This window comes from Klebsiella pneumoniae subsp. pneumoniae HS11286 (assembly GCF_000240185.1).
GTDB classification, from domain to species: Bacteria; Pseudomonadota; Gammaproteobacteria; order Enterobacterales; family Enterobacteriaceae; genus Klebsiella; species Klebsiella pneumoniae.
The window spans coordinates 1274772-1287075 of record NC_016845.1 but is presented as its reverse complement, the minus strand read 5'-3'; the positions used below and the strand labels follow the sequence as shown (position 1 = coordinate 1287075).

14 protein-coding genes are annotated in these 12304 nt (G+C 59.8%); 10 read left to right on the top strand and 4 right to left on the bottom strand.

Annotation, left to right across the window (positions count from 1 at the left end; genetic code table 11):
- Complete coding sequence (locus KPHS_12320; protein YP_005225532.1) at nt 1-213, top strand: ribosome-associated protein YbcJ; 213 nt, start codon at nt 1-3, stop codon at nt 211-213.
- A 42-nt stretch (nt 214-255) separates the two neighbouring features.
- Here KPHS_12320 and KPHS_12310 read toward each other — a convergent pair whose 3' ends face one another.
- On the bottom strand, nt 256-1641 hold the full coding sequence (locus KPHS_12310) for a cysteinyl-tRNA synthetase (RefSeq protein YP_005225531.1): 1386 nt from the start codon (nt 1639-1641) through the stop codon (nt 256-258).
- A gap of 175 nt (nt 1642-1816) precedes the next feature.
- Between KPHS_12310 and KPHS_12300 the strand changes: the two genes are divergently transcribed.
- The 6 genes from KPHS_12300 (at nt 1817) to KPHS_12250 (ending at nt 6341) form a co-directional block, all read left to right on the top strand.
- The gene (locus KPHS_12300; protein YP_005225530.1) at nt 1817-2311 is read left to right on the top strand and encodes a peptidyl-prolyl cis-trans isomerase B; all 495 of its coding nucleotides are present in this window, start codon (nt 1817-1819) and stop codon (nt 2309-2311) included.
- 3 nt (nt 2312-2314) lie between these two features.
- On the top strand, nt 2315-3037 hold the full coding sequence (locus KPHS_12290) for a UDP-2,3-diacylglucosamine hydrolase (RefSeq protein YP_005225529.1): 723 nt from the start codon (nt 2315-2317) through the stop codon (nt 3035-3037).
- 107 nt (nt 3038-3144) lie between these two features.
- On the top strand, nt 3145-3483 hold the full coding sequence (locus KPHS_12280; RefSeq protein YP_005225528.1) for a hypothetical protein: 339 nt from the start codon (nt 3145-3147) through the stop codon (nt 3481-3483).
- A gap of 96 nt (nt 3484-3579) precedes the next feature.
- Complete coding sequence (locus tag KPHS_12270; protein ID YP_005225527.1) at nt 3580-4089, top strand: phosphoribosylaminoimidazole carboxylase catalytic subunit; 510 nt, start codon at nt 3580-3582, stop codon at nt 4087-4089.
- On the top strand, nt 4086-5153 hold the full coding sequence (locus tag KPHS_12260) for a phosphoribosylaminoimidazole carboxylase ATPase subunit (protein ID YP_005225526.1): 1068 nt from the start codon (nt 4086-4088) through the stop codon (nt 5151-5153). The genes KPHS_12270 and KPHS_12260 overlap by 4 nt, the downstream gene beginning before the upstream one ends.
- Nucleotides 5154-5264: 111 nt before the next feature.
- Nucleotides 5265-6341: a tRNA 2-selenouridine synthase gene (locus tag KPHS_12250; RefSeq protein YP_005225525.1), complete on the top strand. Its 1077-nt coding sequence runs from the start codon at nt 5265-5267 to the stop codon at nt 6339-6341.
- A 107-nt stretch (nt 6342-6448) separates the two neighbouring features.
- Here the strand turns inward: KPHS_12250 and KPHS_12240 are convergent, their stop codons facing one another.
- On the bottom strand, nt 6449-7594 hold the full coding sequence (locus tag KPHS_12240; RefSeq protein ID YP_005225524.1) for a putative outer membrane protein: 1146 nt from the start codon (nt 7592-7594) through the stop codon (nt 6449-6451).
- A gap of 91 nt (nt 7595-7685) precedes the next feature.
- Here KPHS_12240 and KPHS_12230 point away from each other — a divergent pair, with 91 nt between their 5' ends.
- A complete protein-coding gene (locus KPHS_12230) occupies nt 7686-7799 on the top strand; it encodes a hypothetical protein (protein ID YP_005225523.1) in 114 nt (37 codons plus the stop codon).
- On the opposite strand, the gene KPHS_12220 is transcribed toward KPHS_12230, so the two are convergent.
- The gene (locus tag KPHS_12220; RefSeq protein YP_005225522.1) at nt 7776-10190 is read right to left on the bottom strand and encodes a putative oxidoreductase; all 2415 of its coding nucleotides are present in this window, start codon (nt 10188-10190) and stop codon (nt 7776-7778) included. The genes KPHS_12230 and KPHS_12220 overlap by 24 nt on opposite strands.
- On the bottom strand, nt 10187-10873 hold the full coding sequence (locus KPHS_12200) for a putative ABC transporter ATP-binding protein YbbA (protein ID YP_005225521.1): 687 nt from the start codon (nt 10871-10873) through the stop codon (nt 10187-10189). The genes KPHS_12220 and KPHS_12200 overlap by 4 nt, the downstream gene beginning before the upstream one ends.
- On the opposite strand from KPHS_12200, the gene KPHS_12210 reads away from it, so the two are divergent.
- Both KPHS_12210 and KPHS_12190 read left to right on the top strand, forming a co-directional pair.
- The gene (locus KPHS_12210) at nt 10844-11467 is read left to right on the top strand and encodes an acyl-CoA thioesterase I (protein YP_005225520.1); all 624 of its coding nucleotides are present in this window, start codon (nt 10844-10846) and stop codon (nt 11465-11467) included. The two genes, KPHS_12200 and KPHS_12210, sit on opposite strands and share 30 nt — an antisense overlap.
- The gene (locus KPHS_12190) at nt 11457-12266 is read left to right on the top strand and encodes a short chain dehydrogenase/reductase family oxidoreductase (RefSeq protein ID YP_005225519.1); all 810 of its coding nucleotides are present in this window, start codon (nt 11457-11459) and stop codon (nt 12264-12266) included. Before KPHS_12210 ends, KPHS_12190 begins: the two co-directional genes overlap by 11 nt.
- Nucleotides 12267-12304: the final 38 nt, after the last annotated feature.

Genomic DNA, 12304 nt, shown 5'->3' with positions numbered 1-12304 from the left:
ATGGCGACATTTTCCTTAGGTAAACACCCGCACGTTGAGCTGTGCGATCTGCTGAAGCTGGAAGGCTGGAGCGAAAGCGGCGCCCAGGCGAAGATCGCCATCGCCGACGGGCTGGTAAAAGTCGACGGCGCGGTGGAAACCCGCAAACGCTGCAAAATCGTCGCTGGTCAGACGGTGAGCTTTGAAGGCCAGAGCGTGACCGTCACGGCCTGACAACGAAAATAAAAACGCCGCTTTGCGGCGTTTTTTTATGGCTTACTTCCGGCGCCAGGTGGTGCCCTGCGGGCCATCTTCCAGCACAATGCCCATCTCGTTGAGACGGTCGCGCGCCGCATCCGCCGCCGCCCAGTCTTTCGCTTTGCGCGCGTCCAGACGCTGCTGGATGAGCGATTCGATCTCCGCCACTTCCGCGTCGTCAACCTGCGCGCCGCTCTGCAGGAACGCCTCCGGCTCCTGCTCCAGCAGACCCAGTACCGCAGCAAGCTTACGCAGGTGGGCCGCCATGGCGTTCGCCGCGGCCGCGTCCTCGGTTTTCAGGCGGTTTACTTCACGCGCCATATCGAACAGCACCGAATAGGCTTCCGGGGTGTTGAAGTCGTCGTCCATCGCCTCGATAAAGCGTGCTTCGAAGGCTTCGCCCCCCGCCGCGTCGACGGATTTGTCCGTCCCGCGCAGCGCGGTGTACAGACGCTCCAGCGCCGAACGCGCCTGCTTGAGGTTCTCTTCGCTGTAGTTCAGCTGGCTGCGATAGTGGCCGGACATCAGGAAGTAGCGAATCGTCTCCGCATCGTAATACTTCAGCACGTCGCGGACGGTAAAGAAATTACCCAGCGATTTCGACATCTTCTCGCGGTCAACCATCACCATACCGGAGTGCATCCAGTAGTTGACGTATTCACCGTCGTGGGCGCAGGTGGACTGGGCGATTTCGTTTTCATGGTGCGGGAACATCAGATCCGAACCGCCGCCGTGAATATCGAAGTGGTTGCCAAGCTGCTTGCAGTTCATCGCCGAGCACTCGATATGCCAGCCCGGACGGCCCGCGCCCCACGGCGACGGCCAGCTCGGCTCGCCCTCTTTCGACATTTTCCACAGGACGAAGTCCATCGGGTTACGCTTGACGTCAACCACGTCGACGCGCGCCCCCGCCTGCAGTTGATCGAGATCCTGGCGCGACAGCAGACCGTAGTTCGGGTCCGTCGGCACGTCGAACATCACGTCGCCGTTATCTGCCACGTAAGCATGGCCTTTGGCGATCAGCTGCTCGGTGATCTCAATGATCTCCGCAATATGGTGCGTTGCGCGCGGCTCGCTGTCGGGACGCAGAATATTCAGCGCGTCAAAATCTTTGTGCATTTCGGCAATCATGCGATCGACCAGCGCGACAAAGCTTTCGCCGTTTTCATTAGCGCGCTTAATGATTTTGTCGTCGATATCGGTGATATTGCGCACGTACTTCAGCTTATAGCCGAGAAAACGCAGATAGCGTGCCACGACGTCAAAGGAGACGAAGGTACGTCCATGGCCGATATGACAGAGATCGTAAACGGTAATACCACACACGTACATGCCGACTTCCCCGGCATGGATAGGTTTAAATTCCTCTTTCTGGCGCGTCAGTGTATTAAAAATTTTTAACATCGAAGATTCCGTGTAGACGTGTGTGGGTAATGAAGTCTCTATAATACCCATAATTCAGACCGGACGCAGCACACATTGCAAGGTGCATCGACCCCCGCGGTTATGCTATAACACCCCCCTATATCTCACCCGACACCGGGTGCTGGCACCACACTCATCGGAACAGGATGCAAAAATGGTTACTTTCCACACCAATCATGGCGATATCGTAATCAAAACGTTTGACGACAAAGCGCCGGAAACAGTTAAAAACTTCCTGGACTACTGCCGCGAAGGTTTCTACGACAACACCATTTTCCACCGTGTTATCAACGGCTTCATGATTCAGGGCGGCGGTTTTGAACCTGGCATGAAACAAAAAGCGACCAAATCTCCGATTCAGAACGAAGCGAACAACGGTCTGAAAAACACCCGCGGCACGCTGGCGATGGCCCGTACTCAGGCGCCGCACTCTGCCACCGCGCAGTTCTTCATCAACGTGGTTGACAACGACTTCCTGAACTTCTCCGGCGAAAGCCTGCAGGGTTGGGGCTACTGCGTCTTCGCGGAAGTGGTTGAAGGCATGGACGTGGTAGACAAAATCAAAGCGGTTGCCACCGGCCGCAGCGGCATGCACCAGGATGTGCCGAAAGATGATGTGATCATCAAAAGCGTCACCGTCAGCGAGTAATTCGTGGCGACACTTTTTATTGCAGATTTGCACCTGCAAACAGAAGAACCGGCGATCACCGCCGGTTTTCTGCGTTTTTTACAGGGAGAAGCCCGCCAGGCAGACGCTCTGTATATCCTTGGCGATCTGTTTGAGGCATGGATCGGCGATGACGATCCTAACCCGCTGCACCAACAAATTGCCTCGGCAATCAAAGCCGTCGTCGACGCCGGCGTGCCGTGCTACTTCATCCATGGCAACCGCGATTTTCTCGTCGGCCAGCGCTTTGCCCGCCAGAGCGGGATGATCCTGCTCGCCGAAGAAGAGCGACTGGACCTCTATGGCCGTGAAGTCTTGATCATGCATGGCGACACACTGTGCACCGATGACCAAGGCTATCTGGCGTTTCGCGCCAAAGTCCACACCCCGTGGATCCAGCGTCTGTTCCTGGCCCTGCCGCTGTTTATCCGCCGTCGCATCGCCGCCCGCATGCGCGCCGACAGCAAAGCCGCCAACAGCAGTAAATCAATGGAAATTATGGATGTGAATCCACAGGCGGTAGTTGACGCAATGGAGCGGCATCACGTGCAGTGGCTGATCCACGGCCATACTCATCGCCCGGCGGTCCATGAACTGCAGGCCAACGGCCAACCCGCATGGCGCGTGGTACTTGGCGCCTGGCACAGCGAAGGTTCGATGGTCAAGGTGACGCCGGACGACGTCGAACTAATCCACTTTCCGTTCTAATTCCTGCGCGAGCACAATTCCGAAAGCGCCTTTTGCCCGGGCGAAGGTGCGCGCTTCCCCCCGCCCTGCATGCTAGTCTTCCACAACGTCACTCTCAAGGAACGAGCATGAGCAGGAAAAAGTGGAGTCAGCCGCTGATGTGGGGAATGATCATCGCGATCCTCAATCCGTTAGGGGTAAGTTATATCGCCTTAATCGGCGTCGTTATCGGCAACACGCTGACGTTTGTCTGGTGTGCGATGCTGGCGTGGGCTATCTATTTTTATGCCATTTATTTGCTCTGCACCCGCCCTCACGATAGCCGGCTGGTACAAATCTATTTACTGCTTATGGGCACCCTGATGCTCCCGTGGGGGTTAGTGCTGCTTATCACCTGTATCATGAGGGAGATAAAGGTCAATCAGGCACTCCCGCCATCACCTCCAGGCGAGACAAAAGACGGCTAACCATGCGCACGCAACCGTTTTCCTTGCTGGCAGTTCATGCTATTCTCTGTGGCCTCTAAAGCAGTGTGAAACACACCCACAGGAGTTTTAAGACGCATGTCTTCCCGCAATAATTCGGCGCGTATCGCCATCGTGATGGGGTCCAAAAGCGACTGGGCTACCATGCAATTTACCGCAGAAATCCTTGATGCCCTGAACGTTCCGTACCATGTCGAAGTGGTCTCAGCCCACCGCACGCCCGATAAGCTGTTCAGCTTTGCTGAAAGCGCCGAAAGCCACGGTTATCAGGTGATTATTGCAGGAGCAGGCGGCGCGGCGCATCTGCCGGGCATGATTGCGGCGAAAACCCTGGTGCCGGTGCTCGGCGTACCGGTTCAGAGCGCAGCCTTAAGCGGTGTCGACAGCCTCTACTCCATTGTGCAGATGCCGCGCGGCATTCCGGTCGGTACCCTGGCCATCGGCAAAGCTGGCGCTGCGAACGCCGGCCTGCTCGCCGCGCAGATCCTTGCCCAGCATGATGCAGAACTGCACCAGCGCCTGAGCGCCTGGCGTCAGGCGCAAACCGATGAAGTGCTGGATAATCCGGATCCGCGGGGTGCGGCATGAAACAGGTATGCGTGCTCGGTAACGGCCAGTTAGGCCGTATGCTGCGCCAGGCCGGCGAGCCGCTGGGCATCGCCGTTTGGCCGGTCGGCCTGGAAGCCGACCCGGAAGCGGTGCCGTTCCAGCAGAGCGTCATCACGGCAGAAATTGAACGCTGGCCGGAAACCGCCCTCACCCGCGAGCTGGCCCGCCACCCGGCGTTCGTCAACCGCGATGTCTTCCCGATTATCGCCGACCGCCTGACGCAAAAGCAGCTGTTTGACAAGCTTGGCCTCGCCACCGCCCCGTGGCAGCTGCTGGCGGATAAAAGCGAGTGGCCGGCGGTGTTTGCCCGCCTTGGCGAACTGGCGATCGTTAAGCGTCGCGTTGGCGGTTACGACGGCCGCGGCCAGTGGCGTCTGCGGGAAAACGAAATCGATCAGCTACCGGCCGATAACTACGGCGAGTGCATCGTCGAGCAGGGGATTAACTTCTCCGGCGAGGTATCGCTGGTGGGCGCCCGCGCTCATGACGGTAGCACCGTCTTCTACCCGCTGACCCGTAACCTGCATCAGGACGGTATTCTGCGCGCCAGCGTCGCCTTCCCGCAGGCCAATGCCCGCCAGCAGGAACAAGCGGAAAGCATGCTGACGGCGATCATGAACGAGCTGAACTACGTCGGCGTGATGGCGATGGAGTGCTTCGTTACCGCCGAGGGGCTGCTGATTAACGAGCTGGCGCCGCGGGTGCACAACAGCGGCCACTGGACGCAGAACGGGGCGTCTATCAGCCAGTTCGAGCTGCATCTGCGGGCGATTACCGGCCTGCCGCTGCCGCCGCCGGTGGTCAACAGCCCGTCGGTGATGATCAACCTGATCGGCACCGATCTTAACTACGACTGGCTGAAGCTGCCGCTGGTGCACCTGCACTGGTATGACAAAGAGGTGCGCCCGGGTCGTAAAGTCGGCCACCTGAACCTCACCGACAGCGATACCGATCGCCTGAGCGCGACGCTGGAAGCGATCAAGCCGCTGCTGCCGCCGGAGTACACCAGCGGCCTGTTCTGGGCGCAATCGCAGCTCAGCTAAGCCCTTCGTGCCGGGGATTTGATCTATCCCCTTCCCCGGCACACCTTGAGGCGCGTACAATCCCCCCCTTGCTGTAAAGCTCATTTCTGTTTTGACTTCAGAGGATACCCCATGACCAATGGGACGGATTATCGCGCCATTCTTGCCAGCGATACGCCACTGATTGACGTACGCGCCCCGGTGGAGTTTAGCCAAAGCGCGATGCCGGCGGCGATCAACCTGCCGCTGATGAATGATGAAGAACGCGCCGCGGTCGGCACCTGCTACAAGCGTCAGGGGCCGGAAGCGGCGCTGGCGCTCGGCCATAAACTGGTCCAGGGTGACCTGCGCGCCAGCCGTACTCAGGCGTGGCTGGAAGCGTGCGCCCGTTACCCGCACGGTTACCTGTGCTGCGCCCGCGGCGGCCAGCGCTCGCATATCGTCCAGCAGTGGCTGAAAGAAGCTGGCGTGGATTACCCCCTGATCGTCGGCGGCTATAAAGCGCTACGCCAGGCGGCGATCCAGGCCACCGACGAACTGGTGCAGCGCCCGATCGTGCTGATTGGCGGCTGCACCGGCAACGGCAAAACTCAACTGGTCTGCTCGCGCCCGGACGGTATCGACCTGGAAGGGCTTGCTCATCACCGCGGTTCTTCATTCGGTCGAACCCTGCAGGATCAGCATCCGCAGGCCACCTTTGAAAACCACCTGGCGGTCAGCCTGCTTAAAAAAGCCGAACAGCAGACCCGCTGGGTGCTGGAAGATGAAGGCCATATGATCGGCGCCAATCATCTACCGGAGAGCCTGCGCCTCCGCATGGCGCAGTCGCCGCTGGCGGTGGTGGAAGATCCGTTTGACGTTCGCCTCGAACGGCTGCGCGAAGAGTATTTCGATCGCATGTATCGCGACTTTATCGCCGCGTATGGCGAAGAGAAAGGCTGGCAGGCATACGGCGAGTATCTGCATCACGGCCTGTTTGCCATCCGCCGTCGCCTGGGGCTGCAGCGTTTTGCTCAGCTCACTGAACGGCTCGATGAGGCGCTGGTGCAGCAGCAGCGCACCGCCAGCACCGAGGCGCACTTTGCCTGGCTGGTACCGCTGCTGGAAGAGTACTACGACCCGATGTATCGCTATCAGTTGGGGAAAAAAGCCGGGAAAATTCTCTTTCGCGGCAGCTGGCAGGAGGTCGCAGCCTGGCTGGCGAAGTAATCGCATGCTCTATTGTCCCGGCTTGCGGCGTAAACGCCTTAGCCGGGCTACCGGTCGGCGCGATTTGTAGCCACGGTAAGCGCGCGCGACCGGGGAGTTGTGACCGCTTAGAAGTCGTAGCGTAGACGGACCAGGTTCATATCGCCAAGGTTGTCGGTGCTGGAGGTAAACACGTGTTCGTAGTCAACGCGGAAACCGTAATCCAGCTGGAAGCTAATCCCCAGACCGTTATCGATACGCTGATAGTTGCGGCCGTTCACATATTCCAGACGGTCGCCCATAAAGTACGGCTGAATAGATTTAACAGCGTATTGATTGATCGGGAATTTATAGCCCGCAAAATATTCAATCCCCCAGGCGTCACCGGCAAAGTAATTATGCACATCGGTTTTCTTGGTGGTGAGGAAGTTCTGATACCAGCCGCCGCCGAAGGAGAAGGTCCAGTTATCCGGGGTCCAGCTCAGCGCGGTACCGACGATATTCTGGTCATAGGTTTTGCTGTCGGCGCTTGACGGGTCGCGCATTTCCGCGCGGGTGTAGTTCCACGCGGTACCCCAGGTCAGATCCTTCATGATGTGGTAGTCCGCGCCAACAGAACCACCGCCTTTACGCTTGTAGCGCAGGCCGTTACCCGGCAGGTATTCGCTGTCTTCGAACAGATAAGAGCCGTAAAGATCGACATCACCTACAGTTTTCTTATATTTCAGCATATTACGTGAACGATAGGAGCCATCGTAATCGCCATTAATACCGTTCCCCGGGGCCTGACCGATCATATCGTAGTCCCAGATATCGGTTTTCACCCCCACCACATCATAGTAAATGCTGTTCTGCTGCCCGTAGGTTAACGTACCCCAGGTATCGCTTTTCAGGCCGGTATACAGCATGCGGCGGGTGGTATTGTTCGCGCCTTCCGCGTAGTGGTTATCCCAGTCAAACAGCGCCGGAATGTTCACGCCCAGCTCATAGTAGCTGATCCAGCTAATATCATCGAACAGGTAGTAATCCGCCGCGAAGCGGAAGCGGGTGCCGCCGTCAAAACCGTTACGCTTATAGGAGCCTTTGTCGCCATCGCCGGTCATCATGTTGAACTGCGGCCGGATACTGCCGCCGACGGTAAAGTTAAGCCGGCTTAACGGATCGCCCGCCTGCGGATCTTGTTTCAGCAGCGTAATCTCCGCGTGGGAAGGCAATGACGTTAACGCTAATGCTGCGCCGATCGAGATCGCCAGCGCTTTTATTGTGTGTGCCATAGTTTTTCCTTGATTAATAAGCCACCTTATATTTTCCAGTTGAATATTAACCGCGAATCAGCATAGCGTGTTGTTGGGTTTTTAATGTTTTGTGCTCTTAAAAATCAATGATTTATCAATTTGTGCGTTTAAAATAAAAGCGCCGCCAAAAACGGCGGCGCATCATCAAAATGCAATATTCTTACTGGCTAAACTGGCGGAATAGCGCTTTTCCTTTTAACAGACGCAGCCCCAGCCCGCCGCCGCACAGGGATAACAACACCGCTCCCGTCAGCGGCAGCAACACCCACAGGCGCCAGTCCGGCGCCCAGGGAAAATCAAAGACTTTCGTCTGCAGCATCGCCAGCGCCACTTCCGCGCCTATCGCCGCCACCAGGCCGGAAACCAGCCCCAGCAGGGCAAACTCCGCCCACAGCGTAGCGCGCAGCAGCGATTTTCCTGCCCCCAGCGTGCGCCAGACCACCAGCTCCTGATGGCGTTGACGCATACCGACCTGCACCTGCGCCAGCAACAGCAGCACGCCGCAGGCCGTCACCAGGCCCACCATCACCTCCAGCGCCCGGCTGACCTGGGAGAGCACCTGGCCGACCTGACGCAGGATGGCGCCGATATCCAGCAGACTGACGGTGGGAAACTCGCGGTTCAGCTGGGTCAACATCGCGGGACCGTTATCCCAGCGGAAGCTGGTGAGCCAGCTCTGCGGCTGCCCGTCCAGCGCCCCGGCGGGGAAAATAAAGAAGAAGTTTGGCCGCAGGCTCTCCCAGTCTACTTTGCGCACGCTGCTGACCTTCGCGCTGAACTCCTGGGTATCGCCGGTAAAGGTCACTGTATCGCCGATCTTTATCCCCAGCCGCTGCGCCAGCCCCTCCTCAATCGATACCTCGCCCGGCTTCGGCGGCCAGCTGCCGGCCACCAGCGGATTATGATCCGGACGCTGTTCGCTCCAGGTGAGATTAAGCTCGCGATTCAGCGCTTCGTCTTTGTTCCCGTCCGTGGATTGACCGTTGATCTGCGTCAGACGGGCCCGGACGATCGGATAGAATTCCGCCGCCCGCGTCTGGTGTTCGGCGAGGAAGGTCTTCACCGGCACTATCTGCTCAGGGGCGATATTGATCAGAAAGTAGTTCGGGCTCTGCGGGGGCAACTGCTGCTGCCAGCGGTCAAGCAGATCGCCGCGCAGCACCAACAGGAGCGCCAGCAGCATAAACGACAGGGAAAACGCCGCCAGCTGGCTGAGGGTCGACCACGGCTGGCGCAGCAGGCGGTTCACCGCCAGACGCAGCGGCAAGGCTTTGAGCGTCAGGCGTTTGAGCAGCCACAGCAATCCCCAGCCCACCAGGCCGCACAGCAGCGCCAGCACCACCGCCCCGGCCAGCACCGACCACAGCAGCGGGCTGCCGCCCAGCAGCCAGGCCAACAGGCCCACCACCACGACGCTAACCGCCGGGATCCAGATTTTCAACGGCCAGACGTTAGCCACCACATCCTGACGCAGCACTCGCAGCGGCAGGGTCGCCAGCAGCAGTCGATAGGGTCGCAGGCCCACCAGCAGGGAAATGACGCCTGTCGCCCCGATAGCCCACAGCCACGGCCAACCGCTGGCAGCGGGTAACGCGGCGGGCAGCACCGGTTTGAGAACCAGCAGCAGCAGACGCTCCAGCGCCAGGCCCGCCACCCCGCCGGTTATCACCGACAGCGTCAACAGCAGCAGCCATTGGCCGACGATAAGCTTGCGCAGCTGCGACCTTCCGGCGCCCAGCGTCTTGAGTATGGCGACCAGATCATAGCGGCTGCGGCAGTAGTGGCTCATCGCTACCGCCACTGCGGCGACGGCCAGCAGCAGCGTCAACAGCGCGGATAACAACAGGAATTGCTGCGAGCGTTCGAGGGATTTGCCCAGCGCGCTGTCGTCCTGGTCAAGGCCAATCCAGCGATGCTCCGGGCCGAGCTTCGGCAGCAGCCACTGCTCATAATTGGCCAGCTGTTCAGCGTCGCCGGCGAACTTATAGCGCCATGCGACGCGACTGCCGGGCTGCACGGCCCCGGTTTTTGCCACGTCGGCCATATTCATCATCAGTCGCGGCGCCATCTGGAAGGGGTTAAACCCTGCATCCGGCTCCTGAATCACCTCCCCGGCAATGCGCAGCGTGGCATCGCCAACGTCAATCGTATCGCCGGTTTTCAGGTTCAGGAGCGCCATCAGCCTTGGCGCCAGCAGCACGCTCCCCGCCTGCGGCTTCAGCCCCGGCGGCTGCGTCTCGAGGGTGCCATACAGCGGATAGCGGTCGTCCACCGCCTTAACGTCCGCCAGCTGCGGCGTATCCCCGGCGAACGTCATGGTGGCAAAGCTCAGCTGCTCGCCGACGGTCAGCCCTGACTTCCGCGCCTGTGCGATCCACTCGGCGGGTACCTCGCGCGAACTGCGCAGCGTACGGTCGCCGGCCATAAACTCACGGCTTTGCTGGCTAAGGCCTTTCTCCATCCGATCGCTTATCGACCCCAGGGCCAGCACGCAGGCCACGGCGAGGCTTAACGCCAGCCAGACGATCAGCAGCGACGGCGAGCGCCATTCGCGCCAGAACCAGCGGGCGATCATGCTTCCTCCCGCAGCTGGCCATCCACCAGGCGCAGACGGCGATCGCAGCGCGCCGCCAGCAGCGGATCGTGAGTGACGAGGATCAGGGTGGTGCCGTGTTCGCGATTAAGCGAGAACAGCAGATCGGCAATTTTGTCCCCGGTCTGGCGATCGAGGTTGCCGGTGGGCTCATCGGCGAACAGAATGGCCGGGCGCCCGTTAAAGGCCCGGGCCAGCGCCACCCGCTGCTGTTCGCCGCCGGAGAGCTGCGCCGGCAGGTGGTGCAGGCGTCTGCCAAGTCCCAGCTGCTCAAGCAGCGCGCGGGCATCGCCCCGGCTCTGGCTATCGCTGGCGCCGCGCAACAGCGCCGGCAGCTCGACGTTCTCCAGGGCGTTGAGCGTCGGGATCAGCATAAACGACTGAAAAACAAAACCAACGTGCTGCGCCCGCAGCGCCGCCCGCGCCTCTTCATCCATCCGGTGCAGCGGTTTGCCCAGCATCGATACTTCCCCGCTGCTGCCATCGTCGAGGCCGGCGAGGATCGCCAGCAGGGTCGATTTACCGGAACCCGACTCGCCGATCAGGGCGATGGTCTGCCGCGGTTTGACAACCAGCTCAACTCCGGTAAGGATGGAGAGCTGATGCTCCCCCTGACCGACGGACTTCTTAAGATGATGAACTTCAAGTATGTTTTCCGCTGGCATGTGCCTTTCCTGTTGTTGTTCCTGTTTACCTGCCGCGCGATGGCGGCGGACACGCTGCTGATCCTCGGCGACAGCCTGAGCGCTGGCTATCGGATGGCGGCCAACGCCGCCTGGCCTGCGCTGCTCAATGAGCAGTGGCAGGCGAAAACGCCGGTGGTGAACGCCAGCATCAGCGGCGATACCTCGCAGCAGGGGTTGGCTCGCCTGCCAGCGCTGCTTAAGCAGCACCAGCCGCGCTGGGTGCTGGTTGAGCTCGGCGGCAATGACGGACTGCGCGGTTTTCCGCCGCAGCAGACCGAGCAGACGCTGCGCACCATTATTAAAGATATCAAAGCGGCCAACGCCGAGCCGCTGCTGATGCAAATTCACCTGCCGGCGAACTATGGCCGCCGCTATAATGAAGCCTTCGGCGCGATTTACCCGGCCCTGGCCAAAGAGTTCGCTATTCCTCTCCTGCCCTTTTTTATGGAGGAGGTCTATCTCAAGCCGCAATGGATGCAGGACGACGGCATTCATCCAAATCGCGACGCGCAGCCGTTTATCGCCGACTGGATGGCGAAGCGGCTGGCTCCCTTAGTTAATCATGACTCCTGAACGCCAGGGGTCGCTGACAGGTAAAGTTATGCAAAAAACGGTTTTAGTGACAGGCTGTTCCAGCGGAATTGGTCTGGAAAGCGCGCTGGATTTAACCCGCCAGGGCTTTCGCGTGCTGGCGGCCTGCCGCAAAGCAGAGGATGTCGCGCGGATGCAGGAGCTGGGGCTAACCGGTATTTTGCTCGATCTGGATGACCCGCAGAGCGTGGAGCGCGCGGCAGCGGAGGTGATTGCGCTGACCGATAATCGTCTCTACGGCCTGTTCAATAACGCCGGGTATGGCGTCTATGGCCCGCTGAACACCATCAGCCGCCAGCAGATGGAACAGCAATTTTCCGCTAACTTTTTCGGCGCGCATCAGCTCACCATGCTGCTGCTGCCGGCGATGACGCCGCACGGCGAAGGGCGCATCGTGATGACCTCCTCGGTGATGGGGCTTATCGCCAGTCCCGGCCGCGGAGCCTATGCCGCCAGTAAATATGCCCTCGAGGCATGGTCCGACGCGCTGCGCATGGAGCTGCGCCACAGCGGTATTCAGGTCAGCCTGATTGAACCGGGCCCGATCCGCACCCGCTTTACCGATAACGTCAACCAGACGCAAAGCGATAAGCCCGTAGAAAATCCGGGCATCGCCGCCCGCTTTACCCTCGGGCCGGAGGCGGTGGTGGAAAAAGTGCGCCATGCTTTTACCAGCGATAAACCAAAGCTGCGCTATCCGGTCACCCTGGTCACCCACGCGGTGGCGATGCTTAAGCGCCTGCTGCCTGCCCGCGCGATGGACAAAATTATCCACGGCTGAGTTGAAGCGCGGAATGCCGCCCCCATGTAAAACAGAAA

Excerpts from the sequence above, each read along its gene's own strand:
- KPHS_12320 (YP_005225532.1), top strand. The coding sequence starts at position 1 with ATGGCGACATTTTCCTTAGGTAAACACCCGCACGTTGAGCTGTGCGAT.
- KPHS_12310 (YP_005225531.1), bottom strand. The coding sequence starts at position 1,641 with ATGTTAAAAATTTTTAATACACTGACGCGCCAGAAAGAGGAATTTAAA.
- KPHS_12300 (YP_005225530.1), top strand. The coding sequence starts at position 1,817 with ATGGTTACTTTCCACACCAATCATGGCGATATCGTAATCAAAACGTTT.
- KPHS_12280 (YP_005225528.1), top strand. The coding sequence starts at position 3,145 with ATGAGCAGGAAAAAGTGGAGTCAGCCGCTGATGTGGGGAATGATCATC.
- KPHS_12270 (YP_005225527.1), top strand. The coding sequence starts at position 3,580 with ATGTCTTCCCGCAATAATTCGGCGCGTATCGCCATCGTGATGGGGTCC.
- KPHS_12260 (YP_005225526.1), top strand. The coding sequence starts at position 4,086 with ATGAAACAGGTATGCGTGCTCGGTAACGGCCAGTTAGGCCGTATGCTG.
- KPHS_12250 (YP_005225525.1), top strand. The coding sequence starts at position 5,265 with ATGACCAATGGGACGGATTATCGCGCCATTCTTGCCAGCGATACGCCA.
- KPHS_12240 (YP_005225524.1), bottom strand. The coding sequence starts at position 7,594 with ATGGCACACACAATAAAAGCGCTGGCGATCTCGATCGGCGCAGCATTA.
- KPHS_12220 (YP_005225522.1), bottom strand. The coding sequence starts at position 10,190 with ATGATCGCCCGCTGGTTCTGGCGCGAATGGCGCTCGCCGTCGCTGCTG.
- KPHS_12210 (YP_005225520.1), top strand. The coding sequence starts at position 10,844 with ATGAACTTCAAGTATGTTTTCCGCTGGCATGTGCCTTTCCTGTTGTTG.
- KPHS_12200 (YP_005225521.1), bottom strand. The coding sequence starts at position 10,873 with ATGCCAGCGGAAAACATACTTGAAGTTCATCATCTTAAGAAGTCCGTC.
- KPHS_12190 (YP_005225519.1), top strand. The coding sequence starts at position 11,457 with ATGACTCCTGAACGCCAGGGGTCGCTGACAGGTAAAGTTATGCAAAAA.